22 protein-coding genes are annotated in these 23,717 nt (G+C 69.9%); 6 read left to right on the top strand and 16 right to left on the bottom strand.

Going from position 1 to position 23,717, the window contains the following annotated elements; all coding sequences use genetic code 11:
• Positions 1-657 (top strand): L-ribulose-5-phosphate 4-epimerase AraD (araD, locus tag ACZ48Z_RS21010; RefSeq protein WP_468737358.1); only part of this gene is annotated, 657 nt, incomplete at its 5' end.
• A 120-nt stretch (positions 658-777) separates the two neighbouring features.
• Here araD and ACZ48Z_RS21005 read toward each other — a convergent pair.
• From ACZ48Z_RS21005 to ACZ48Z_RS20990, 4 genes are all read right to left on the bottom strand, one after another.
• Complete coding sequence (locus ACZ48Z_RS21005; RefSeq protein WP_468737357.1) at positions 778-1,731, bottom strand: expansin EXLX1 family cellulose-binding protein; 954 nt, start codon at positions 1,729-1,731, stop codon at positions 778-780.
• A gap of 55 nt (positions 1,732-1,786) precedes the next feature.
• Positions 1,787-3,052 (bottom strand): 4-hydroxybenzoate 3-monooxygenase, encoded by a 1,266-nt coding sequence (locus ACZ48Z_RS21000; protein ID WP_468737356.1) that lies wholly within the window; start codon positions 3,050-3,052, stop codon positions 1,787-1,789.
• Between the two features lie 116 nt (positions 3,053-3,168).
• Entirely contained in the window at positions 3,169-5,067 is a 1,899-nt protein-coding gene (locus tag ACZ48Z_RS20995; RefSeq protein ID WP_468737355.1) for a glycoside hydrolase family 97 protein, read from the bottom strand.
• A gap of 26 nt (positions 5,068-5,093) precedes the next feature.
• The gene (locus ACZ48Z_RS20990; protein ID WP_468737354.1) at positions 5,094-7,403 is read right to left on the bottom strand and encodes a glycosyl hydrolase family 95 catalytic domain-containing protein; all 2,310 of its coding nucleotides are present in this window, start codon (positions 7,401-7,403) and stop codon (positions 5,094-5,096) included.
• Between the two features lie 306 nt (positions 7,404-7,709).
• Between ACZ48Z_RS20990 and ACZ48Z_RS20985 the strand changes: the two genes are divergently transcribed.
• The gene (locus tag ACZ48Z_RS20985; protein ID WP_468737353.1) at positions 7,710-8,897 is read left to right on the top strand and encodes an acyl-CoA dehydrogenase family protein; all 1,188 of its coding nucleotides are present in this window, start codon (positions 7,710-7,712) and stop codon (positions 8,895-8,897) included.
• Here the strand turns inward: ACZ48Z_RS20985 and add are convergent.
• The 10 genes from add to ACZ48Z_RS20935 form a co-directional block, all read right to left on the bottom strand.
• The gene (gene add, locus ACZ48Z_RS20980; RefSeq protein ID WP_468737352.1) at positions 8,894-9,976 is read right to left on the bottom strand and encodes an adenosine deaminase; all 1,083 of its coding nucleotides are present in this window, start codon (positions 9,974-9,976) and stop codon (positions 8,894-8,896) included. The genes ACZ48Z_RS20985 and add overlap by 4 nt on opposite strands.
• 262 nt (positions 9,977-10,238) lie before the next feature.
• Positions 10,239-11,237, bottom strand: a complete 999-nt coding sequence (gene gap / locus ACZ48Z_RS20975; protein WP_468737351.1) for a type I glyceraldehyde-3-phosphate dehydrogenase — start codon at positions 11,235-11,237, stop codon at positions 10,239-10,241.
• A 109-nt stretch (positions 11,238-11,346) separates the two neighbouring features.
• A complete protein-coding gene (locus tag ACZ48Z_RS20970; RefSeq protein WP_468737350.1) occupies positions 11,347-12,303 on the bottom strand; it encodes a GlxA family transcriptional regulator in 957 nt (318 codons plus the stop codon).
• 41 nt (positions 12,304-12,344) lie between these two features.
• Positions 12,345-12,773: an OsmC family protein gene (locus tag ACZ48Z_RS20965; protein WP_468737349.1), complete on the bottom strand. Its 429-nt coding sequence runs from the start codon at positions 12,771-12,773 to the stop codon at positions 12,345-12,347.
• A gap of 117 nt (positions 12,774-12,890) precedes the next feature.
• Positions 12,891-13,859, bottom strand: a complete 969-nt coding sequence (locus ACZ48Z_RS20960) for a phosphotransferase enzyme family protein (protein ID WP_468737348.1) — start codon at positions 13,857-13,859, stop codon at positions 12,891-12,893.
• A 121-nt stretch (positions 13,860-13,980) separates the two neighbouring features.
• Entirely contained in the window at positions 13,981-14,136 is a 156-nt protein-coding gene (locus ACZ48Z_RS20955) for a hypothetical protein (RefSeq protein ID WP_468737347.1), read from the bottom strand.
• A 98-nt stretch (positions 14,137-14,234) separates the two neighbouring features.
• Positions 14,235-14,843 carry a GTP-binding protein gene (locus tag ACZ48Z_RS20950; RefSeq protein ID WP_468737346.1) on the bottom strand — a complete coding sequence of 203 codons (609 nt, stop codon included), beginning with the start codon at positions 14,841-14,843 and terminating at the stop codon, positions 14,235-14,237.
• Positions 14,815-15,192, bottom strand: a complete 378-nt coding sequence (locus ACZ48Z_RS20945; protein WP_468737345.1) for a DUF742 domain-containing protein — start codon at positions 15,190-15,192, stop codon at positions 14,815-14,817. Before ACZ48Z_RS20945 ends, ACZ48Z_RS20950 begins: the two co-directional genes overlap by 29 nt.
• Positions 15,189-15,590 carry a roadblock/LC7 domain-containing protein gene (locus tag ACZ48Z_RS20940; protein ID WP_007386761.1) on the bottom strand — a complete coding sequence of 134 codons (402 nt, stop codon included), beginning with the start codon at positions 15,588-15,590 and terminating at the stop codon, positions 15,189-15,191. The genes ACZ48Z_RS20945 and ACZ48Z_RS20940 overlap by 4 nt, the downstream gene beginning before the upstream one ends.
• Positions 15,587-16,774, bottom strand: coding sequence for an ATP-binding protein (locus ACZ48Z_RS20935; protein ID WP_468737344.1), 1,188 nt, complete (start codon positions 16,772-16,774; stop codon positions 15,587-15,589). The genes ACZ48Z_RS20940 and ACZ48Z_RS20935 overlap by 4 nt, the downstream gene beginning before the upstream one ends.
• Before the next feature lie 574 nt (positions 16,775-17,348).
• On the opposite strand from ACZ48Z_RS20935, the gene ACZ48Z_RS20930 reads away from it, so the two are divergent.
• Positions 17,349-18,275 (top strand): GNAT family N-acetyltransferase, encoded by a 927-nt coding sequence (locus ACZ48Z_RS20930; RefSeq protein ID WP_468737343.1) that lies wholly within the window; start codon positions 17,349-17,351, stop codon positions 18,273-18,275.
• A 22-nt stretch (positions 18,276-18,297) separates the two neighbouring features.
• Here the strand turns inward: ACZ48Z_RS20930 and ACZ48Z_RS20925 are convergent, their stop codons facing one another.
• Positions 18,298-19,473, bottom strand: coding sequence for a serine hydrolase domain-containing protein (locus ACZ48Z_RS20925; protein ID WP_468737342.1), 1,176 nt, complete (start codon positions 19,471-19,473; stop codon positions 18,298-18,300).
• Between the two features lie 384 nt (positions 19,474-19,857).
• Entirely contained in the window at positions 19,858-21,936 is a 2,079-nt protein-coding gene (locus ACZ48Z_RS20920) for a DUF1996 domain-containing protein (protein ID WP_468737369.1), read from the bottom strand.
• A 264-nt stretch (positions 21,937-22,200) separates the two neighbouring features.
• On the opposite strand from ACZ48Z_RS20920, the gene ACZ48Z_RS20915 reads away from it, so the two are divergent.
• From ACZ48Z_RS20915 to ACZ48Z_RS20905, 3 genes are all read left to right on the top strand, one after another.
• A complete protein-coding gene (locus ACZ48Z_RS20915; RefSeq protein WP_468737341.1) occupies positions 22,201-22,770 on the top strand; it encodes a 3'-5' exonuclease in 570 nt (189 codons plus the stop codon).
• Positions 22,771-22,875: 105 nt separating this feature from the next.
• Positions 22,876-23,043: a hypothetical protein gene (locus ACZ48Z_RS20910; RefSeq protein WP_468737340.1), complete on the top strand. Its 168-nt coding sequence runs from the start codon at positions 22,876-22,878 to the stop codon at positions 23,041-23,043.
• A 63-nt stretch (positions 23,044-23,106) separates the two neighbouring features.
• On the top strand, positions 23,107-23,637 hold the full coding sequence (locus ACZ48Z_RS20905; RefSeq protein WP_468737339.1) for a GNAT family N-acetyltransferase: 531 nt from the start codon (positions 23,107-23,109) through the stop codon (positions 23,635-23,637).
• Positions 23,638-23,717 lie beyond the last annotated feature (80 nt).

The raw sequence follows: 23,717 nt of genomic DNA, 5'->3' as shown, positions 1-23,717 counted from the left end.
CCCCAAGCCGGCCTGGCCACCCTCACCTGGGGCAACACCAGCGGCATCGACCGCGAAGCCGGCCTGTTCGTCATCAAACCCTCCGGCGTGCCCTACGACCAGCTCACCCTCGACCACCTCGTCACCGTCCAACTCTCAGACGGCACCGTCGTCGACGGTGACCTGCGCCCCTCCACCGACACCGAAACCCACCGCAGCCTCTACCAGGCCTTCCCCTCCATCGGCGGCATCACCCACACCCACTCCACCCACGCCGTCGCCTTCGCCCAAGCCCACCGCGACATCCCCGTCCTGGGCACCACCCACGCCGACACCTTCAACGGCCCCATCCCCGTCACCCCCGACCTCACCCCCCAACAATGCGCGAAGGACTACGAATACAACACCGGCCAAGTCATCATCGACCTCCTGGAAAGCGACGACCAGAAGGCCATCGAAGTCCCCGCCGCCCTCGTCGCCCACCACGGCCCCTTCACCTGGGGCACCACCCCACGAAAATCGCTGGAACACGCCATCATCTGCGAAGCCGTCGCCCACATCGCCCTCAACACCCTCGCCCTGACACCCACCACCCCACCCCCACCCCACCTCCTCAACCGCCACTACACCCGCAAACACGGACCCAACGCCTACTACGGCAACCCCACCACCAACTGACGTTCGCCTTACCGCAGGCGTGTGCAAGGACCGTTCCGCCATGACGGTGACGTGCGGCGGAACGGTCCCTCGCGGCCACCCCTCGTCAAGGACACATGCCGAGCTGGTCGAACCGAGCTCTCAGTGCCCGGCGAACTGGACCCGGGTCGGCTGGACCACGTCCGGCTTCACGCCGAGGCCGGCTATCTCCAGCTGTTCGCCGTAGATGTCGGTGATCCTGATCGTGCCACCGCAGCCGCTGCCCTGCTCGGAGAGGAAGTAGTTGTAGTCGGTGCGGGGCAACTCCTTCCAGCCCGCGGTGGTTTGCACTTCCAGTCGGGCCACCGGGTTGCGGTGGCCGATCGCCTGGATGGCACACCAGTAGCGGCTCGATCCGGTCTTGTAGCGGATCGAGATCGTGTCGGAGGTGCTGGGGCTCAGCAGGTTCCAGGTGACCGGGATCCGGCCCTGGACAGGGGCGGCGAGTTTCGCGAAGGCCTGAGGGCTGAGGTCGAGTTGGCCGGGTGCGCAGGGCAGGGGGCACTCGTTGGTGATGCGGACCGTGACGGAGGCGCCGCTCGCGGCGTGCACGAGGATGTACGCCCCGCAGGCCTTGGACGTCTCGTAGTCGGTGTGGTTCATCGCCGCGGTCATGACGTCGGCGGTGGGCCCGTACAGGCACGCACCGTCGCCGTTGCCCGTGTCGTAGAAGGTGGCCACCCCGTCGTAGGTGACGCCGGGCTTGATCCGGTCGGCGAGCGGGGCCGCGCCGGACGCCTTCCGTGGCGGGTTGGCGGCCGACGTGACCGAAGGGCTGGGCGATGCGGTGGGCGTCGGGCTGCCCTTGCGGGCCGACGCCGTCGGGGAGGGCGTCGTGGTCTTCGCCTCCGGTTTCGTCGGAGTCGGAGGGGAAGCGGGTGTGGCGCGGGTGCCGGAGACGGGCGTGGCTGCGACAGGGCCGGCGTCTGTCCTGTCGTCGGGGCCGAACGCGACGATCAGAGCCGCAACGAGGGCGACGGCGGCCGCGACGGCAGCGGCGACGAGAGCGGTGCGTTGCCTGCCTGGCGCAGAAGAACGGTGCGAACGAGATGCCACGAGCGAGTCCTTGTGTGGTGCGTGCGGTCCTCCGGCGGAGGGACCTTCCGAGTCGTCAGTCGCCGCTGACGCCGGAAAGGTTGCCGGGGAAGTTTTCCGTGACCGCGCGGCCGGTCGGGTCCAGGCCCGTCATGAGTTCCGCGAAGGCACCGGCGGCAGCCGGGGAGTTGAAGAGACGGTCGAGGCGGGCGCGAGCCAGGTTGCGCAGGAAGGGCTCGGCGTCGCCCGCGTCGTGCAGGGTCCGGGTGAGCCAGTGGGAGAACTCCTGGTCGTTCCAGACCCGGCGCAGGCAGCGCGACGAGTAGGCGCGCAGGGCGGTGTCGTCGTCGCCCCGGACGACGTCGCGCACGGCTCGGGCGAGGAGATCGGCGTCGTACAGGGCGAGGTTCATGCCCTTGCCGCCCATGGGTGACACGATGTGCGCCGCGTCGCCGACCAGGAAGAGGCGGCCGTACTGCATGGGGTCGTGGACGAGGCTGCGGAGCCGGAAGATCTCGCGGTCGGTGATCGGGCCGGAGGCGAGCGCGGGGTCGCCGAGCCTGGTGCGCAGGGCGTCCCAGACGCGGGTGTCCGACCAGGCGTCGGGGTGATCGTCGGGCGGGCACTGGAGGTAGTAGCGGCTGGAGTGCGGGCCGCGGGGGAAGTGGGCGGCGAAGCCCTGTCGGCTGACGGCCAGCAGGGGGTGGGCCGGGGGCGGGGCGTCGGCCAGGACGGTGAGCCAGCCGATGCCGTGGTCGAAGGCGTGCGCGGTGAGAACGCCGTCGGGGACGGCCGTACGGCTCACTCCGCGGTCACCGTCGCAGCCGGCCACGAAAGCGCAGGTGATGGCGTGAGGCGTGCCGTCCGGAGCGCGGTAGCGGACGGTGGGTTGCTCGCCCGCCAGGTCGTGCAGGGAGACGTCGGCGGCCTCGAACCGCAGGTCGCCGCCGCCCTCCAGGAAGGTCGCGGTGAGCTTCTGCACGAGAACCTGCTGGGGGCACAGGCGGGCCGCGGGGCCTTCGGAGCCGTCGCTGTCGGAGACCAGGTGGCTGTGGCCGTCCACCCGGAACTCCAGGATGCCGTCGTACGGGACACCGCCGAGGACACGGTCGGTCAGCCCCCAGGAGTCGAACATCCGGACCGCGCGGGTCTCGACGATTCCCGCGCGTTGGCGCTGCGCCACGTGGTCGCGGGAACGGCGTTCGAGTACGACGCAGTCGATGCCGCTCTGCTGGAGCAGGGTGGCGACGGTCATCCCGGCCGGACCCGCACCGATCACGACGACGGTCGTGGACGTCACGGACTCGGGAACATCCTGCAACTGCCGTGCCTTTTCGGCCACTTGGGCACCTCCGATGCCCAGACTAGCGAGGCCGGTGCGCCGGCGGGACCTGGTGGGGAAGTCCGGTGTCCGGGAGTCGTGTCCGATCGGACACGACTCCCGGAACGACCGTGCGCTCAGCGGTAACAGGTCGTGACGCCCGCCCGCCAGGGGCAGGCGAGCGCGGCGAAACCGCCGTTCGCCACGACGTCGACACTCAGTGTGTCGCCGCCGCGCAGCACCTGCCGGTCCTGGACGAGTCCACCGGAACCGTCCCGGATCGTCTCGACCAACCACCGACCCGGACCGAGGGTCAGCGGCACCTCGCCGGTGCGGGCGGCACCGGCGTAGACACCGCCGAGGAACCAGCGGTCACCGCTGCGGCGGGCCAGCACGGCCTCCTGGCCGGGTTCACCGGCGAGCAGTCGCGTGTCGTCCCAGGCTGCGGGGACCTGGTCGAAGTAGGCCCGGGCGAGCGGCCGGTCGTCGTACGACTGTGGCGTGCCCGCGAACATCTGGAGCCCCGACTCGTAGGCGACGCTGAGGCCGACCTCGGCCGCGTCCGAGTTGGGGCGCAGACCGACGCGCTGGAAGGCGCCGGGGGTGAAGTCCATGGAGCCGATGACGTTGCGGGTGAAGGGCAGGGTGGTGAGGTGGGCGGCGGTGTTGGTGCGCTTCTCCTCCCCCGCGACGCCCTCCAGCGTCATGACCTGCGGCCAGGTGCGCTGGATGCCCTTGGGGATCGTGGAGCCGTGGAAGTCGACCATGAGGTGGTGGGCGGCCGTCTCCGCGAGGATCGTGTCGTACCACTGGAGCATGGGCTGGGCCTCGGAGTTCATGAAGTCGATCTTCACGCCCTTGATGCCCCACTTCTCCAGGGTGGGCAGCCACTGGGCGCGTTCGGCGGCGGTGTCGAGGTCGCGCTGGTGGATCCAGACGATGATGCCGACGCCCTTGGCGCGGGCGTACTGGGCGAGTTCCGGCATCCAGCTGTCGGTCTGCCAGTCGGGATCGGTGACGTCCCACTCCCCCGGCCGGTAGTACCAGCCGGCGTCGACTGCCTCGTACGGCCAGTGGCGTTCGGCCGCGTAGTCGACGTACGCCTTCTGCGCGGCGAGGCTCTGACCGGCTTCCCTGCCGCCCGCGAGCCAGGTCCACAGGACGGTGCCGGGTTTGATCCAGGAGGTGTCGCGGACCTTGGAGGCGGGGGCGAGGTCGTCGGTGAAGGTGGAGCGGGTGACGGTCGCGAGGTCGCCGGTGATCATGGCCCGCCACGGGGTGGCCAGGGCGCCGGTGGAGGTGACGCGGTCGTCGGCGAGCTTGATGCGGTAGGTGCCTGAGCCCTGCTGGTGCGCGAGGCGGGCGCCGGAGTACGTGCCGCTGACCGCAGACTCGGCGAGCAGTGTGTAGCCGCCGTCGGTCGCGAACAGTGCCTGGTCGGAGTAGTCGGCGGTGGGGGCCGTCGCGGCGGTGTACTGGGCGAACTGGCCCTCGTTGTCGACCCGGTAGGTGCCTAGCCATGCGCGCGCGTCCGGCGGGAGGTTGAAGGCGGAGGTCTCGCCGAGGACGTCACCGGATGCGGCGGGCAGGACGTATCGGTAGGCGACACCGTCGGCGGAGGCACGGACGACGAGGTCGAGTCGGGCGCCCGCGTTGGTGGCGAAGGACAGCCGGGTCTCGTTCATGCGGACGTGGCGGTCCAGGCGTTTGCCGGACTTCGTACGGTAACGCTCCAGCACCGTACGGTTCTTGTCGTGCAGGAAACGCAAGTCCTTTGACAGGTCGGCCTGTTCGGTGACGATTCCCACGGGGGACGGTTCGATGACCGTACGGCCGTTTCGGGACACCGCGAGGGTCAGCGTGCCGGTGGCGTCGTCGAGGGTGACCTGTGCGCGGGGCGCGTGTGTTCCCGTGGACACGGACCAGGCATGGTCGCGCGGGACATGCTGGTCGGCCCGTGCCGGGATCGCGGTGAGGAGTGCGGCCGCCAGCGAGGCGCAGAGCGCGGCGACCGCCGTTCTGATCGGAACAGCCATGGAATCCCTCCGAAGTGTGCGGCCCTTTACGGCAGGCCCCACGCCGGTCCCGGCTCGCTGACGGCGACGGGCGCGATGCTCAGGTCGGGGCGGGTACCGGAGTGGACCAGCACCTCGCGGCCGCGCGGCAGGTCGATGGCGAGAGTGCCGCCGCCGAGGTCGTGGGTACGGGCCGGGGTGCCGTCGTCCAGCAGCACGGTGAGGCTGCCGGTGAGACCGTGGCGGAGCCGGAGGGGCTCCCCCGCCAGACTCCTGATCCTGATGAACCGGGTCTTCCCCGCCTTGCGGACGGCGGTGACCAGGAAGGCGCCCTGGGTGCGGAAGTCGTGCAGGGTGAGGTCCTTCCAGGCGGCCGGGACGGCCGGGAAGACGCGGATCACTCCGCCCCAGCTCTGGCAGAACATGTCGTGCAGGGACTGTGAGGCGGACAGCGGGGTCTCGATGACCGGACCCGCCTCGGTGTAGTGGGTGTTGGGGCGGCAGGGGTAGCGCGTGGTCGGGTCGAAGAACTTGCGCAGGTAGGTGATCGCGGTGTCGCCGTCGCCGGCCATCGCGTACATCGAGGCGGCACCGGTGTAGCTGTAGCCGCGGTGGGAGCCGGTCAGCGCGTGCCAGTGGACGATGGACTTCGTGATCAGGTCGCGGCTCTCGGGCTGGTCCCAGTTGACGAGGTACAGCGGGTACACCATCAGCAGGTGCGAGTAGTGCCGGTGGGACTGCGCGTACGGGGTGTCGGCGCCGATCATGAAGCCGTTGTCGTCGACCGGGTACGGCGTGAGCTTGGCCAGCACCTCCTGCCAGCGCGGCTTCAACTCGTCGTCCACGCCGAGCAGTTCGGAGGACTCGATGAGCGTCTGGCAGCCCCAGCGGATCAGCGCCAGGTCGTAGTTGGTGTCCTGCGGCGGCACGACGGGGTATTCGGGCGAGAGCGTGCTCGGCAGGTGGAGCTTGCCGTCGCTGCCCGGGGTGAGGAAGTGCAGGTAGTAGTTGATGGCCCGGCGCAGCACCGGGTACACCGTGTCGCGCAGCAGGGACTTGTCCATGGAGTGGCGGTAGGACAGCCACACGTTGTGCAGGGCCCAGGTGAGGTCGCCGGTCTCGGCGCCGGTGCCGGGCCGGCCCACGCCGCGGTTGGCGAACATGTCGGAGCTGCGGCCGACGCCTGAGCTGTCGGCGCGGTAGGCGGCGGGCACGTTCGCGATGAGCTGTTCCTGGTTCTGGCGCAGCGTGGTGGCGAGGGAGTCCAGTTCGGGGTGGTTGAAGCCGTGGATGAGCCAGTACTCCAGTTGGACGTTGAGGTTCCACCAGACCGCGGGCCAGGGGGTGGGCTCCAGCCAGGGCCCCGAGGTGGCCATCACGGGGCCGCCGGCGCGGCTCGCGGAGGCGACCTTGTACAGCTGGATCCAGTGGAAGCTCTGCAGCCGCTGGTCGGGGAACGACACGAAGCTCTTGCGGTAGAAGGCGTGCCACCACTGGAGGTGCCGTTGCCTGAGCGCCTTGTACGACTTCGCGCGCCCCAGGTTGCGCAGTGAGTCGGCCTCCGCGGCGGTGTCGGACGGGTGACTGTGACCGACGCTGAGCAGCAGGTCGTCGCCGGTCCGGCGGTGGGCCGTGGCGGTCTGGCCGCCGCCGGTGAGGGGTTGCAGGACCTGCTCGGTGCCGTCGCCGGTGGCGCGGGTGGTCCAGGGCGGGTTGGCGGTGTAGCCGGCGGGCGGCGCCTCGCTGATCTTGCGAGGGCTGATGGCCTCCTCGGGGTGGAAGGTCCAGGTGGCCCGTTCGCCGCCGTCGGCCGTCACGCGGACGGCCAGGACCTCGTCGTGGATGAGGGCGGCGAGGGTGAGAGTGCCGGCGGTGGTGGTGACGGTGCCGGTGAGTTCGGCGTTCCACAGACTCAGTCGCCAGTCGACGGCGGTGATGGTGCCGACCGGTTCGAGGGTGAGGTGGCCGACGGGAAGTCGGCAGGTGCCCCAGCCGCTGCCGAACTCGGTTCGGTGGTCCTGGACTTCGCCGTGCTGGACGGTGAAGCGGATCAGATTGGTGCCGGGCTCCTGGTAGATCATGCTGCCGAGCAGGCCGTCACCGAGGAAGGGGCCCTCGTACCAGAGGGTGGGCAGTCTGGTCCACAACAGGTCCTGGCCGCGCAGGAATGCGGCCCAGGCCTTGTCGGTGGTCATGGTGTCGTGGAGCGTCCAGGGGCGCTTGCCGCCGCTTTCGGTGCGGGCGGACTGTTCGGCGTGGGCCGTCCCGGGTAAAGCGGCCGTCGCCACTCCACCCAGCGCGGTACCGATCACGGCTCTTCGGGCAACCTGCGAGGGCTGCCCCGGCTCTGAGGTCATCGTCGTCCTCCAGACCTGACGGATCATCGATACATCGGGTGTATCGGGAACCTAGGAGGCTCATGTGCGCCTGTCAATGACTTCAACAAGATGCGAATCTCGTGCAATTTCGAGTACTGATCGAACCAGCCGATCACTCCTCCCCCACCAGCAACCGGTCATCAAGCCTTGACTCATCCGATGTATAGCTGACGCCAGGCGTCCCGACCGCCACTGCAACAACCTGGCCCGGAACGGGCGTTGACACCCTGACGGAACGGCGTCACCTTGAGGGTTCTTCTGTGCACCGGGCCCGGAGGTCCTGCCTTGACTGGTTCATCCGCACCTCGATCGGACGCCGAACTCGTCGCACGCGTACGGGCACTTCAGCCGCTCATCCGCTCACACGCCCTGCGCACGGAGCAGCACCGGCGGGTGACCGGCGAGGTCGTCGCGGCACTGAGCGACACCGGGATCCACCGTATGAACGTGCCCCGCCGGTACGGCGGTTACCAGACCTCGTTGCGTACACAAGTCGACGTGCTGAGCGAGATCTCCGCCGCGTGCGGGTCGGCCGGGTTCATGGCGCTGATCCAGGCCGGATGCGCATTCATCGCGGCGCTCTTCCCGGACGAGGCACAGGACGAGATCTTCGCCGCTCCCGACGTACGGGTCGGCGGCACCCTCATCCCGAACGCCAAGGCCCTTCCGGCGGACGGGGGTTACGTGGTCGACGGGACGTCCCCGTTCGCCACCGGCTGCCAGGACGCCGACTGGCATCTGCTGACCGCTGTGGCCGCCTCCGGGGACGGCGGCCCGCCGGACCTCCTGTGGACGGCCGTCCCGATGGCCGACCTCGAAGTCCTCGACGACTGGAACGTGTCCGGTCTGGCCGGAAGCGGAAGCAACAGCGTCGTCGCCCATGACGTCCATGTACCGGCCCATCGCGTGCTGCCGCTCGGGCCGTTGCTGGCGGGCACCTTCCCCTCACGGACCAACAGCGCCGACCCCTTCTACACCATGCCTGTCCTCCTGCTCTTCTGCGCCTGGACGGCGGCCGGCGCCCTCGGTCCGGCCCGGGCGGCGCTGTCGGAGTTCGGCGAGCGCATCCACCAGCGGGGCATCACCTACACCCTCTACGAGCGTCAGCACGAGGCCCCGGTGACACATCTGCAGTTCGCCGAGGCCGCGATGAAGGTCTCCTGCGCGGAACTGCTCACCGCCGACTTCGTCTCGCTGATCGAGTCACGGGTCGCCGACGGGCAGCCGTACACGACGCAGGAACGGGCTCGGATCCGGGCCCAGTGCGGTTACGTCGCCCGCCTGTGCAAGGAGGCCGTCGACCTGATCGGTTCCGCCTCCGGTGCGTCGTCCCTGCACCGGGAGATGCCGGTCCAGCGCGCGGTACGGGACATCAACGCCCTGAACCTGCACTCCTTCGTCAACCCCGCGGCCAACCTGGAGCTGTACGGGAGGGTGCTGTCGGGCCTCGATGCCGGCACGCCGTTCCTCTAAAAGGTGTCCCGCGATCCCTGGCCGGCCGCTCCGGAAGGCGCCTTGTGATCGGGCGGCCGACATGCCTGTTGGGTTGGGGGCGTATTTGCCAGGCCCGGCATGTCGAGCCATGCATCGATGCGGGTGACCGCGTCGTCCACGGTGGCGCGCGGGGCGCCGGAGGCTTCGAGCGAGGTACGGGCCACGGCGGCGAGTTGGAGGTCGGTGAGCGCGAGCGCCGTGCGGGCTGTCTCGTACTCCTGCAGCAGACCCGGACCGAAAAGGAGAGGGTCGTCGGCGTTGAGGGTGCACCGGACGCCTGCTTGCAGGAGCCTCGGCAGGGGGTGCTCAGCCAGGGATGCGACGACCCCGAGGACGACGTTGGAGGTGGGGCAGACGTCGAGGACTATGCCCTCCGCGACCAGGCGGGCAACAAGATCCGGGTCTTCGACTGCCCGAACTCCGTGAGCGATCCGTCGGGCGCCGAGTACGTCGAGGGCGGCGCGCACGCCGGCCGGGCCGGCAAGTTCACCTGCGTGCGGAGCGGGAATCAGACCTGCGTCGCGGGCGATGGTGAACGCCTCGGCGAACGGCTCAGGGGCGTGACGGGCCTCGTCGCCGGCCAAGCCGAAGGAAACCACCCCGTTCTCTGATCGTCGAGCCGCGAGGCTGGCGGCCTCGACCGCTTCCGACGGGTCGGTGTTGCGCCGGGCGAACACCAGGATCCCGAAGCCGACGCCCAGCCGGGCGCCCGTGCGGCGGCCCTCGTCGATCACCTCGTCCAACAGGTCGAGCGCGGCGTCCGGATCGGTCTCGTAGGTCAGGGGGTTCAAGTGCGGCTCGATCCATACCGCTCCGTCCGCGGCGGCGTCCTCGACCACCTCGCGTACCAGTCGCAGAAGGTTCCTGCGCGGGCCCTCTCGAACCACCCGGGCAGCGGCGCCGTACAAGGCGCCGAAGTCCTCGAACGAGGTGAAGCCGCCTGGATCTGGCGGTCGTTCGCCACGCTCCCCTGCCAGCTCCGCGAGCGTGGCGGGACGCATCGCACCTTCGAGATGCACATGCAGATGAGCCTTCGGCAGACGGTCCAGGCTTCGCATGGCGCCTCACTCTATGGCTACCCCCGTCACGGCCGTTGGGAGATACAACCATCACTGCGTGGCAGATGTGATCCCGGCGTCGGCGCCGTCAAGGACAGAGCCCTTCATGGGGCTGACCCCGCGGTGCTCAATCACACCGGTCCGGAAAGGGCGGCAGGCGCCGACCGGCAACGGCCGGCCGCGCCACGGTCATTGGACCCGTCCGTCAACCCGGTTGGCTCGGAGGCGAGTTGGGCTGTGCCTCGCAAGATCCCCGGCCGGTTCAGTTCTCCGCGAGGAGCTGCAGTGTGTCGATCACGCGGTTCGAGAAGCCCCACTCGTTGTCGTACCAGGCGACCACCTTGACGTGAGGGCCATCGACTCGGGTGAGGGCCGAGTCGAAGATCGCCGAGGCGGGGTTGCCGGTGATGTCGGAGGACACCAGGGCGTCCTCCGAGTACTCGAGAACACCTGCGAGAGGTCCCTCGGCGGCGGTCCGGTACGCGGCGAGCACGTCCTCGCGGCTCACCTCGCGGGCGACGGTCGTGTTGAGCTCGACGATCGAGCCGACCGGGACCGGGACGCGGATCGAATCACCGGAGAGCCTGCCGTCCAGGTTGGGCAGCACGAGGCCGATCGCCTTGGCGGCGCCCGTCGTGGTGGGCACGATGTTGACGCCGGCGGCGCGGGCGCGACGGGCGTCGCGGTGCGGGCCGTCCTGGAGGTTCTGCTCCTGCGTGTAGGCGTGCACCGTCGTCATGAAGCCGTGCTCGATGCCCGCGAGGTCGTCCAGCACCTTGGCCAGCGGGGCGAGCGCGTTGGTCGTGCAGGAGGCGTTGGAGACGATCGTGTGCACGTCCGGGTCGTAGGCGTCGGTGTTGACCCCGTACGCGAGGGTGACGTCGGCGCCGTCCGAGGGCGCGCTGACGAGGACCTTCCTCGCGCCCGCGTCCAGGTGTGCGCGGGCCGCCTTGGCCGAGGTGAACCGCCCGGTGGCCTCGAGGACGATGTCGACTCCGAGTTCGGCCCAGGGCAGTTGGGCCGGTTCGCGCTCGGCGAGCACGGTGATACGGCGGCCGTCGACGACCAGGGTGTTTCCGTCGACGGTCACCGGACGCCCCAGCCGGCCGGAGGTGCTGTCGAAGGCCAGCAGCCTCGCGAGAGCGGCGGGCTCGGTGAGGTCGTTGACGGCGACGATCTCCAGGGCGCTGTCACGTTCGAGGAAGGCGCGCAGCACGTTGCGCCCGATGCGGCCGAATCCGTTGATGGCGATGCGAGTCATGAAATCTGTCCTGTCCCGATGTCCACTGCCTGTCTCCACCAGGCTCGCGCGCCGCGTGCGCCGCTGACAGTGGCGCGATCGCCATGGTTCAAAAGGATCGCGCCACCGCCTACTCGCCCCTGGTGAAGGTGCGCCGGTACTCGCTCGGGGTCGTGCCGAGGATCCGCTGGAAATGGGTCCGCAGGTTCGCGCCGGTGCCGAGACCGACATCCGTCGCGATCTGCTCGACGCCGCGCTGCGAACGCTCCAGCAGTTCGCGGGCCATGTCGATGCGGGCGCGCATGACCCACTGCATCGGCGTGTATCCGGTCTCCTCGACGAAGCGGCGCGAGAAGGTGCGCGGCGAGACCGCGGCCTGCTGCGCCAGGATGTCGAGGGTGAGGGGTTCGCCGAGCCGGTGCAGGGCCCATTCCCGGGTGGCGGCGAAGCGCTCGCCGAGGGGTTCGGGCACGCTGCGCGGCACGTACTGCGCCTGCCCCCCGCTGCGGTAGGGGGCGGCGACCAGGCGCCGGGCCGCGTGGTTGGAGGCGGACACCCCGAGGTCGCGGCGCAGGATGTGCAGACACAGGTCGATGCCGGAGGCGGCTCCCGCCGACGTCAGCACCATGTCCTCGTCCACGAACAGCACGTTCTCGTCGACCCGGATCAGGGGATGCTTCGCCGCGAGCGCCCTCGTGTAGTGCCAGTGGGTCGTGGCCCGCCTGCCGTCGAGCAGGCCGGTCGCGGCCAGCGCGAACGCCCCGGTCGAGATGGCGGCCAGCCGCGCGCCCCGGCCGTGCGCGGCGACCAGGGCCTCGACGACGGGTGGGGGTGGGTCCTCACGGTCCGGGAACCGGTAGCCGGGGAGGAAGACGATGTCCGCCCATGCGAGCGCGTCCAGGCCGTGGGCGACGTGGTACGACAGTCCGTCGCCGCCGCTCACGAGCCCGGGCGCCGCGCCGCACAGCCGTACCTCGTACGGCATGCTGGCGCGCGTGGTGAACACCTGCGCGGGAATCCCGACGTCCAGTGGCTTCGCGCCTTCGAGGACGAGGACGGCGACGCGACGCAGGCGGGAGGCTGACACGGGGACAGCGTACGCAGGTGCGGTCGGGGTGAACGGGGAGGTCAGGCGTCCTCGACGCGCGCAGTGACGGGCGTGCCGATCTCGACCGTACGGCTGACCGTGCAGAGGCGGTCGTGGGAGGTCTTCACCGCCCGGGGCAGGATCGTGCGGGCCCGGTCGGCGCCCTCGCCGTCCGGGAAGGTCACGGTGAAGGTGACGGCGAGGTCGGTCAGCCGGTTGCCGAGTGCGTCGTCGACCTTGTTGCCGGTCACCTCGACGGAGAAGGACGAGGGTTCGGCGTGACGGCTGGTGGCCAGGTCGACGTCCACCGCCGTGCAGCCGCCGAGCGCGGCGAGGAGCAGTTCGACCGGGGTGAACTCGCTGTCGGGGCCGGTGCCGAAGGCGATCGTGCCGCCTCGGGTGTTGGTGGCGACGAAGTGGCCTGTGCCGGTGCGCTCGACGGTGACGGACCGCGCGGGGTTTTCGCTCATGCCGACGACACTAGTGCCGCGTGCCGAGCGGCGCCCGGGGGCCCGATGCCATCGCCGGGTCGGGCAGAGTCCGCCCACCCGAAGTGACCTCCGGCCTGGTCGCCTTCGGCACGCTCCTCATGCGGTGTGCAGGGCTTCCGTCAGGCGGGTGACGGCGGCCAGGTCCGGCAGGCGCCGCAGCGCGGCCACCGTCTCGCGGCTCGCGAAGTCGCGCTGCTCGGCGGTCACGGCCGGGTCGACCGCGCAATCGGCCTGTACGTACACGTAGTTGAGGTCCGTCGCGAACAGCATCGAGAAGGAGTCCAGGTTCTTCACGGTGGCGGTGCCTCCGGCGTCCCGGTAGGCGCGCACCAGGAGTCGTGCGGACCCGGCGTCGAAGCGGTTGCCTCCCGACCACACGTAGACGGCCCGGGCGAGTTCGCGCTCCGCCGAGACGGGTCCGGTGTTGTCCCAGTCGAGAAGGACCGGCCCGCCGGGGCCGATGAGGACGTTCTGTGGCCGCATGTCGAGGTGGGACGTCACCACCTCACCGGGGGCCGACGGCGAGACATACCGCGCCAGTTCGGCCGCTGTGGTGGCGATGAAACGGCCAAGTTCCCCGGCCCAGGGCACGCCCGTCCGTTCGGCCCTCGCGTGCAACTCGGCCCAGTCGCCTGCCTGGTGGCACTCCTCGTACCAGGCGTCCGGTGTCTCGCTCGTACTCTCTCCGGCCTGGTGAAGAAGGGCCAGGGCCCGGCCGCACCACCTCAGAGTCTCCGGGTCCGAGGGGTCCGCGGGGGTGCCGTCGACCCAGTCGTACAGCTTCGCCCAGGAGCCTTCGGGCAGTCGTACGACATGGGTGCCGGTGCGGTCGGGCAGGAGACGCGGCGCGGAGATTCCCCGCTTCTCCGCCGCGTCGCGCAGTGCGGACTCGGCACGGACGTCCGGCTCGTCCCTCTCGAAGAGGAGTTCCTTCACCGCCCACGACGTGCCGTTCCCGGACAGCTTCCAGATCTGCCCCAGGGCACCGCGGGCGACGGGCGTCAGCGTCCAGGTTCCCGCACCGAGCGCATAGGTCTCCGCGATGAAGTCGGCCGTGTCACGCATGAACTCCCTCTCCGATCCGCCCCGTTGCTGTCTCACAGGACTATCATCCGCCCGGCCCGGTGCACGCCGAGGCCGCAGGACTCCAACGCCGTGAACGAACGCTGGTGCCGGAGCTGAGCCGTCAGACACGGAAGATCTCGAGGAAGCTGCTCCGGAAGCCCTCCTTGACCGGCTTCCGCGCCGCCGCCGGGGCAGGGATGACCGGACCGGCCGGACCGTGCGCCCGTATGTACTCGTAGACCTTCTGCGGGTCGGCGGCGAAGGAGCCGTCGTACATGGGGCATCCGGCCGCACCGGCGGCCGCCGCGTCGTGAACGTCCGTGTCTGTGTGCTTTGGTGGCCCGGACCGTACGGTCCGGGCCACGGGGTGGTGGTTCAGGCTGCGCGGTCGAGCAGGTGACGCACCAGAGCGATCAGGGCCCGGGCGGAGGACCGCTGGTCGCGGGCGTCGCAGTAGATGACGGGAGTGTCCGGGAGCAGGTCGAGTGCTTCGCGGATCTCGTCCTCCTCGAAGTGACTCGTCTGCGAGAAGGTGTTGACGGCGATCGCGTACTCGAGGCCGTACTCGTCGATCAGGTCGATGACCGGGAACGTCTCCTCCAGCCGGGACGGGTCGACCAGGAGCAGGGCACCCAGCGCGCCGCGGGCCATGTCCTCCCACAACTGCATGAAGCGCTGCTGCCCGGGAGTGCCGAACAGGTAGAGCACGAGCTCGTCGCTCAGTGTCAGCCGGCCGAAGTCCAGCGCCACGGTGGTGGTCGCCTTGTCCGGCGCCCCGCGCAGGTCGTCGACGTGCATGGACGCCTGGGTCATCTTCTCCTCGGTGCGCAGAGGAGTGATCTCCGACAGGGACCCGATGAAGGTCGTCTTGCCCACGGCGAAGTGTCCGACCACCAGGATCTTCGCGGCGGTGGTCACGTCGGCGGAGACGTAGATGGAGCCGTGCGCCCCGGGGTCAGCCGATGTTGAGGGTTTCGAGTCCATGCAGAACCTTCTCGAGTATCGCTCGGGGAACGTGCTGGGCGGGGGCCGGTTCAGCGCGGCGCAGGAGGTGCCCCTGCTCGAATAAATCGGACAGCAGCAGCCGGGCCACACCGACGGGCAGTCCGAGGTGACCGGCCACTTCGGCGACCGACAGGTAGCCGCCCGAACAGAGCTCCCAGATGGCCCGCACTTCGGGACCCGCCCCCAGCGGCTGGGCCCGGTCGGGGGCCAGGCAGACCAGCGTGTGGAGGGCCAGGTCGTCGTCGGAGGGAAGACGCCGGCCGCCCGTGATGACGTACGAGCGGACGAAGTCGCTTGTTACCGGAGCGTCCTCGCCGGGCCAGGTCATGCGTCTACGCCGGTGTTCTGGCGCGGCGTGGCGCTCATCGCCTTGGTCAGCGCGCCCACCGTCTTCTGCATCCGGATCGACATGGCCTCCATGTCGACGTCCAGGGCGGTCGAGACGGCGAGGTAGGAGCCGCTGCCCCCGGCGATGAGGAAGATCCAGCCGCCGTCGAACTCGATCAGTGTCTGCTTCCACAGGCCCTTGCCGCCGCCGACGAAGGGGGCGACGCTGCGGCACAGGGACTGCAGGGAGCTCATCGCGGCGGCGTTGCGTTCGGCGTCGTCACGGACGATGCCGTCGGACCGCTGCATCAGCAGGCCGTCCGCCGAGACGAGGATGGCGTGGCGGGCTCCGCGCACCTCGAGCACGTCGTTCAGCACCCACGACAGGTCGGGATTCACTGGTTCTGAGGTCCTTCCGTGTTGTCTGAGTCCCGCCCGAGCAGGGTTCCGCGAGCGAATGCCTTGAGTCGGGAGGCCGTCTCCTCGCCGATCTCGTCCAGGTCGGGTACCTCCGCGCCGGGCGAGGCCACCACGGAGACGGCGCCGTTGCGGCGCCGGCGGCGCTTGGGGAGACCTCCGGCCGTCTGTCCCACCACGAGGGAGGCGACCGGGGCAGGCTTGGCCGCCGCGGGCTCGTCGTCGAGGTGGTCCAGGACGACGGGCGCGGGTGCGGGCACGTCCGCCGTCAGAAGGTTCTCGGGCACCCGGATCACGGCACGCACGCCACCGTAGGGGGAGACCGCGTCGACGGAGACGTGGAATCCGTAGTCGGCGGCGAGCTTCCCGGAGAGGGCGAAGCCGAACTTGGGCGGATCGCCGAGACTGGTGATGTCCACGGACCCGCCCGTCGTCAGGAGGTGCGCGGCGCGGGTCTTGGTCTCCTGGTCCATACCGAGGCCGGCGTCGTCGACGACCAGACAGATCCCGGTGGGGACGGTCTGGATGTTGATCTCGACGGGGGTGCCGGGGGCGCTGTACTTGGTGGCGTTGTCGAGCAGTTCGGCCAGGACCATGGCGACCGGTTCGACCGCCCGGCTGGTGATCGCGACGCTCGCCTGGGAGTGGACGGTGACCCTGTCGAAGTCACGGATCCGTCCCTGGGCGCTGCGGGCGACGTCGTACACCGAGGCGTTGCGGTCGCGTCGGCCGAGCCAGCCGCCGCAGAGCACCGAGATGCCCTTGGTACGGCGGCTGAACTGGCTGCCGGTGTGGTCGACCAGCATCAGGTCGGCGAGGACCGCGTTGTCGTCACCGTACTTCTGCTGGAGACCGTCGAGCAGGGCCAGCTGCTCCTCGGCGAGGGTCGCCAGGGTGCCCACCGCCGACTTCAGGGTGGCCTTGGTCGCCGACTCGGCGTCCAGGCGTACTTCTTCCAGATCCGCGGCGTGCCGCGAGCTCACCGACGAGTAGGTCGTCTGGAGCTCGGCGAGCTGACCCCGCACGGTGGCCACGTCGCCGTGCAGTTTGGTGTTGTTCGCCCGGAGCTGGTTGCTGGTTCTCCGTGCGCGCACCACTGCGAAAATCGCAGCGATGACTATCACGAGCAGGACCCACAGGAGTGGATCTTCGAACAATGACGTCATGAGACTCTCTTCAAGTCGTCTCGCGTCGGGAGACTGACCGTGCATGAGACCACCGGAAATCCCCGCCGCTGTGCGCTGGCGGACCTTACCGACGGACCAACCGTCACTCCATTCACGATGGGGCCGTTTTGGCTGTCCCCCGTACGCGCGTATGACGCGTCATCAGCCTACTGAAAAGTGGAATGATCTTATCAGTCGTCACAGTGTCAACATGCCTATCAGGCGCCACACTTGACGACTCTCCACAAAGATCCCGCACCAGGGCCTCATCGCCCACGGCGGGGGTCACTTCGGCCCGCGCGCGCCGGACTCACCGGCGTGGGCACCGCCCGGCCGCGGCCGCTCCCGCCCACAAGGATCCGTGACGTCAGGGACCGCACGCCGACCGGGCGCCGCCACACGGCGAACCCGTCGGCACGGTGGTCACCTCGGCGCCGGCGGTCCGCATCGGATCACCTGATCCGGCCACTCGTCCATGATCAACACGGCAGCCCAGCAAGGCCCCGGGAACGCTCTCCCACGGCTCGGCAAAAACTCGTTTGCGGCTGCGGGGCCCGGACCGGACCCTGGCCCCATGCCCTATCTCCTGCGCGCTGCCGCGCCGACAGACGCGCCGGCCGTCACCGAGTTGCTCAACGAGATCGACCGGATCGAGATCGGGCGGCCCGAGACCGATCTGCACTCCGTGGAAGCCGATCTGCGGCACCCCGGGGTCGACCTCGACCACGACTCCTGGCTGGCCTTCGACGGCCCGCGACTGGTGGCGTACGCCCTGGTGTGGGACGACTCCCAGGGTGAGCGCATCGACGCCGACCACTACGTACTGCCCGACCACCAGCAGGCCGGGGAGCTTCTCCTGACGGCGCTGGAGACCAGAGCGCTCGCGAAGGCCCGGGCGAACGGCGCCTCGAAGGCCGTGGTGCATCTGCACCTCAACGTGGCACCCACGATCGACCTCGCGCTGATGCGCGCGCGTGGCTGGTCGGTCGTACGCCGCTACCACGTGCTGGAGCGGCCGTTGCGGACCGGCGAGGAACCGGCACCCGAGCCCGTCGCGGGCGTGCGGGTGCGCCCCTGCGTCGACGAAGCGGACCGGAAGCAGGCCCACGCCCTCTATCAGGCCACCTTCGCCGAGCACTTCGACTTCCAGCCCCGCACGTACGAGCAGTGGCTGCACGACGTGGCCGCCGACCGGCTCGACTGGTCCCTGGTGTGGATCGTCTCCACCGAGGACCTCGGGGACGTCGGTTTCCTCCTCGCCCGCGACGACCGCGAGGCCATGGGATGGATCCGCAGCCTCGGGGTCGTACGCGAGGCCCGCGGCCGCGGCCTCGGCGGTCTGCTGCTGCGGCAGGCCTTCGCGGCGTTCGCGGCCCGCGGGCGGGCCACGGTGGGCCTCGGCGTGGACACCCGGAACACCACCGGAGCCCCCGCGTTGTACGCGCGCAACGGAATGTCGGTCCATTACGCGGTGGACACCTGGGAAATCGCGGTGAAGTGAATCGCGGGACGGCTCGATACCGCTATTTGCCCTTTCCTCGCAACAATGCGCAGACGAAATTCTCCTGAATGACGCGCATCCTCCGCAGCTGTTCGGCGTCGGTGGACGCATTCACCTGGGCCGTGACCGAGAAGGTCAGTGAACGGCGGCCGTCGGGGGTGGCCGCGATCAACTGGGTATAACCGAGCGTGTTGCCCGTGTGCCCGAGGACGACACCGCATCGGGTCTCGTACCGGAAGATGGCGAGACCCGCGGAGTTGCGGCCCGGCCCGGCGGGCTCGGACGCGCCCTCGACCCACTGCCGCTGCGCCTCGACGACCGTCCTGCCGTAGAGCCGTCCGCTCGCGTAACCGCGGATGAAGCGGGTCATGTCGCTCGGCGTGGAGACGATGCCCCCGGAGGCCCAGACGCCCGACATGCCGATGACCTCGCTGACGTCCTCCGGGGGTGCGGGCGGGCTCACGTCGTAGCCGTGGAGGTAGGGCTTCGGCATCCGGTAGCCCTGCGGGAGGCTCGTGGAGTGGAGTCGGAGCGGCGCGTAGGCCAGCTTGCGCAGGAGTTCTTCGTACGGCGTCCCGGTGGCAGCCTCCGCCATGAGCGCGACGGCGATGTTGTCCGAGTTCGAGTAGCGGTACTGCGTGCCCGGCTCGAAGCGCAGGGGTTCCGTGGCGACGTAGTCGAGCAGGCGCCGGGAGTCGAAGTGATGGCGCGGGTCGGCCCTGAGCGCGGCGAGGAACCCGGCGCTCTGCGAGTAGTCCGGGAGTCCGCTGGTGTGCTGGAGGAGTTGACGGAGCGTCACTGATCCCCAGGCGTCGGGGAGTTGGGGCAGTCGTTCGCGCAGGGTGTCGTCCAGCCGCAGGACGCGGTGGTCGACGAGGGTGAGGGCCACCGCCCCGCTGAAGGCCTTGGCCGTGCTCGCGATGCGCATGTGGTCGTCGGGGCGGGGCGGGCGGCCCGTACTGATGTCGGCGACTCCGGCGCGCACGACGCGGGTCCCCTTCTCGGTCCGCAACAGGGCGATGGCTCCGGGCGGGCCGCCGGGCCGGTGCACGAAGTCGTCGAGTTGGCGCTGCAGCGACGGGTGGGCCGCCGGGTCGGAGACCGCCCCGGCGGGGGCCGGGGACAGAGCGGTGAGGCAGGCCGCGACGACGGACGCCGCTCGCAGGCGTGGGCCGAGGACGGCGTGGCGCAGAGACATGAAGGCTCCGGGGAGGGGGACGGCAGGACCCGTCCAGCCTCACCGGGAGTGACCGCCTCCTGCTTCCCGTGCTACTGCATACGGACCAGTGGCGGGATTCCGGGCGCTGCTCCGAATTCGCTCCGCGGGTGCCGGTGAGCGGCCTTGTTCAGGTTGGTTGGCGGATACAACGGCATCCTCCGGGACGGCCTCCGGAGGGGAGCCCGTCCTCGTGGGATTCCCGGAACGAGAATGGCTCACGTCAATGTTCGAGGTGCCATTTCGGCCCCCGTTTCGGGCGCGCTTCGTCTGCGCTCATCGGGGGTGCCCGGGTGCAGTGGCTGTCCGCCTGTGGAGCCGCGGCGGCGGACAGCCGTCCCTGCTACTCGGTGGTGCCGGTCGGTGTCACATGGAGCGGCGGCTGGTCCGTCGCAGGAGAACGAAGCCGGAGATCAGGAGGATCGCTCCGAGCGCCGCCGGCCACAACTGCGTACCGGTCTCGGCGAGGCTGCTCTGGCTGCCCTGGGGCTCGGTCTGGGCGCCGAGCGGGGGCAGCGCGACGGCTCCGTTGGAGCCGGTTCCGGGGTCGTCGGACGCCGTGTCGTCCTGGGGGGCGGTCGGGGTTGCCTGCTCGTTGCCGTTGCCGTTGGCGTTGCCGTTCCCGGCGCCGGTCTCGGGTGCGGTCGTGCTGTGGGCGGTGGGTGAGCTGTAGGTCTTCGGCTGGTCGTCGGCGGGGGCGGTTGTCACGGTGCCGGCGGGGGCTTCGACGGTGGGAGTCGGCTGCTGCTGCGGCTCGTCGTTGTTTCCGGGGGTTTCCCCGGAGCCGTTGCCGTTCCCATTCCCGCTCCCGGCGCCCGGGTCCTGCGTGGCGCCGGGGTCGGGGGTGGAGCCGTTTCCGTTCTGACCGCCGTTGTCGTTCCCGCCGTTGTCGTTCCCGCCGTTGTCGTTCCCGCCGTTGTCGTTACCGCCGTTGTCGTTACCGCCGTTGTCGTTCCCGCCGTTGTCGTTACCGTTGCCGCCGTTGCCCGGATCGTCCTGCCCCGTCCCCGCGCCGCACTGGCGGCCGGAGTTGATGCAGTCGACCATCTCGTTCATCAGGTTCTCGTCGAAGACGTTGATGAAGTCGCCGTGGTCGGTGACGGGCTTGTGCAGCTGTTCCGGGAAGGAGTCCACCGCGAACAGCGGAGTGGTGCGGCCACCGTCGGCGAGGCTCGGCGCGTCGACGTCGTAGACGATCCGCTGGACCAGCTGCGGAATGGCCTCGAACCCGGCGGCGCAGGCCCCGTCGGGCTGGGCGAACGCCACGTGGGTGCGGTGGTTGGCACTGTCGATGTTGCGGCCGTCCCAGCAGCTCTGGAACTTGAACGTACGGACCACGTCACTGCCCTGCGGGCACAGCGGGTACTTGTCCTTCAGCTGCCGGTCCTCGAACCCGGTGCAGCTCCAGGACGCGTTGGCGTTGGCGTTGCCGTTGACGAAGGCCTTGGCGTCGCCGGTGATGATGCGCAGGAGCCGCGGCATGGCCGTGACCTTGCTGCGGGGGCTGCCCACGAACGTCAGCGTGACTTCCTTGGGGGTGACGATCTTGCCGGCGTTGCCCTCGACGCCGCCGCCGGGCTTGTTGGCGTCCTGTTCCTGTGTTCCGTTCTGGAGCCGGATCACGGGCCAGTAGTACGTGGACTTGTCACCCTGGTCGGCGCAGCTCGTCTCGGCGTTCGCCAGGTCCTGATCGCTGGCGAAGGCGGTGTTGGACTGGTTGCCGACGTAGTCGTGGAAGTGGTGGGCGCCGTTGGAGACACCGGGGGCGACGATGACGTTGTCCGAGTTGAACAGGCCGTTGGCGTTCACACCGCAGCTGGTGACGAAGGTGCCACGGGAGGCGTCGCCCTGGGGGCTCGGGGCCTGCGCGGCGGAAGGGGCGGTGGTGATGTCGGCGTAGTCGGCCGCGACGGGACCGTTGCCGGCCTGTCCGCCGTTGCCCTGCTGCTGGCCGCCCTGATCCTGGCCGTCGCCCTGCTGGTCGTTGCCCTGTTGGTCGTTGCCCTGCTGACCGTCCTGGCCCTGGCCGTCGTCCTGCTGTTGGCCCTGCCCGTCACCGTTCTCGTTCTCGGTCTGCTGCAAGGTGCAGGCGGCCATGCCGTCGAGTCCGTCCGGCCGCGCTCCCGTGCGTTCGAGGGCGGTGGCTATGCGCTCGATCGTGGCGGCGCGGTTCTCCTGGAGCGGGTCGACGATACGGCTCTGCGCGTCCTCGCTGCTCTGCACCGACGGGTCCTGGAGCTGCCGGTAGGCCTCAGCTGTCTGCTGGTCCAGCAGGGCGAGTTCCTTGTCGACGTCCGCCCTCGACCCGTCGGGCACGCTGGTGAGCGCGTCCCCCACGTCCGGGCAGTCGATCGTGACGGCTCCCCACGACGTCTGCTGCGGTGGACCTGCCTCCGTGGCGGAGGCGTACACATTCGCCGCGACCAGGCCACCACCCCCGAGCATCAGGGCTACTGCGGCAAAGGTCGCACGTCGTGCGCCTGTCGGGCGTCTGCGATTGCTGCGTCCCACGGAAATACTCCTGCGCGTGTCGGCTCTCCGGGCATGCAAGTCCCCCGCCCTATACGGATGGAGGCCCCCCAGTGTTCAAACGCCCCGCACATTCACATGGACCTCATATGCGGCGTCGGCTGCCCGCGGCCTCTCCCGACCCGCTGTACTGGGAAAACGAGGTGCTCGACACCCGCCTTCGCCTCTACGGTTCTCGTCATGAACAGCCCGGGTACCGACCGTCTCCTGAACGTCGTGGACGTCGAAGCCACGTGCTGGCCGGGCTCTCCTCCTCCGGGCGAGGTCAGCGAGATCATCGAGATCGGGCTGACCGTCGTGGACCTGGCTACCGCCGAGCGGGTCGGACGGCACCGGATCCTGGTGCGGCCCGCCCGGTCCGGCGTCAGTGCTTTCTGCACGGAGTTGACCGGTCTCACCCAGGAGGAGGTCGACGGCGGGCTGTCGTTCGCGGAGGCCTGCCGGCTGCTGGCCGCGGAGCACAGTGCCGGTTCCCGGAGGTGGGCGAGTTGGGGCGACTACGACCGTCACCAGTTCACCCGGCAGTGCGGGGTCACGAGGACGCCGTATCCGTTCGGCCGTCGCCACACCAACGCCAAAGCCGCCTTCACCGAGGCGTACGGCCTGCGCAAGCGCCCGGGAATGGCACAGGCCCTGGAGATCGCCGGGCTGCCCCTGGAAGGACGCCATCACAGCGGCGAGGACGACGCGTGGAACATCGCCGCCCTCGTGCTCCATCTCTCGGCCCGGGACGGCCGGCCCGCGCAGTGAGCGACGACATCAGCACGTCCGACACCGGCCCCGCACGAGCTGCCGAAGGCCCGGTGTCCTGCGGTCCGCGAGGCCAGAGCGCACGCGGTACTGAAACGGGCCCCTGTGACATCGACGGCCCACCACGCGACGATCACCGGCCGGGCCGACGTCGGTGTGCTGATCGACCGGGACCAACGGCTCGGCCCGCGTTGGACGGTGGGAATCAGCTTCGTCTCGGGGCAGCTGATCTGGGCCGATGCGACGGCCGTTGACCAGCCCTGGGTGTGGTGACGGGCGGTGCCCGGCCGGGATATTCGATGGTCGCCGCTTGCCGATGGTGGTCATACTGCCGCGATGGATCCAGTGACGCTTGAGACCGACCGTCTGGCGCTGCGGGCCTTCACACCTGCCGACGTGGACGCGGTGTACGAGGCCTGTCAGGACGAGGACATCCAGTTCTACACCCCGGTCCCGGTGCCGTACCGGCGTGCGGACGCGGAGAAGTTGGTCGGCGAGAAGCTGCCCGCCCAGTGGGCCGAGGACAAGGACTACACCCTCGGCGCGTTCCGCAAGGACACCGGTGCCCTGGTCGGCTCGTACTGCCTGACCCTCGTCAGCCGCGGGGTCTGGGAGCTCGGTTACTGGGCGGTCAAGGAACAGCGCGGACGCGGGTACTCGGTGGAGGCCGCCCGGGCCATCTGTGACTGGGGCTGGGACACCCTCGACGTCCACCGCATCGAGTGGTGGGCCATGGCCGGGAACACCGGCTCGCGTGCCGTCGCCGAGCAACTGGGCTTCACCGTCGAAGGGACACTGCGCAATCGCGGCATCGCCAACGACGGCAAGGCGCACGACTGGTGGGTGGGCGGACTGCTGAGGCCCTGATGCTCGGGCCGCTGCCGGACCGACCGCGTTCGCCGTTGTGCAGGGACGCTCCCAGGTCGCCCCAGGTCGGACAGTTCTCG

The organism is Streptomyces sp. NPDC031225 (assembly GCF_055570355.1).
The sequence above is the reverse complement of the archived record's forward strand: the minus strand, read 5'-3'. Positions and strand labels throughout refer to the sequence as shown.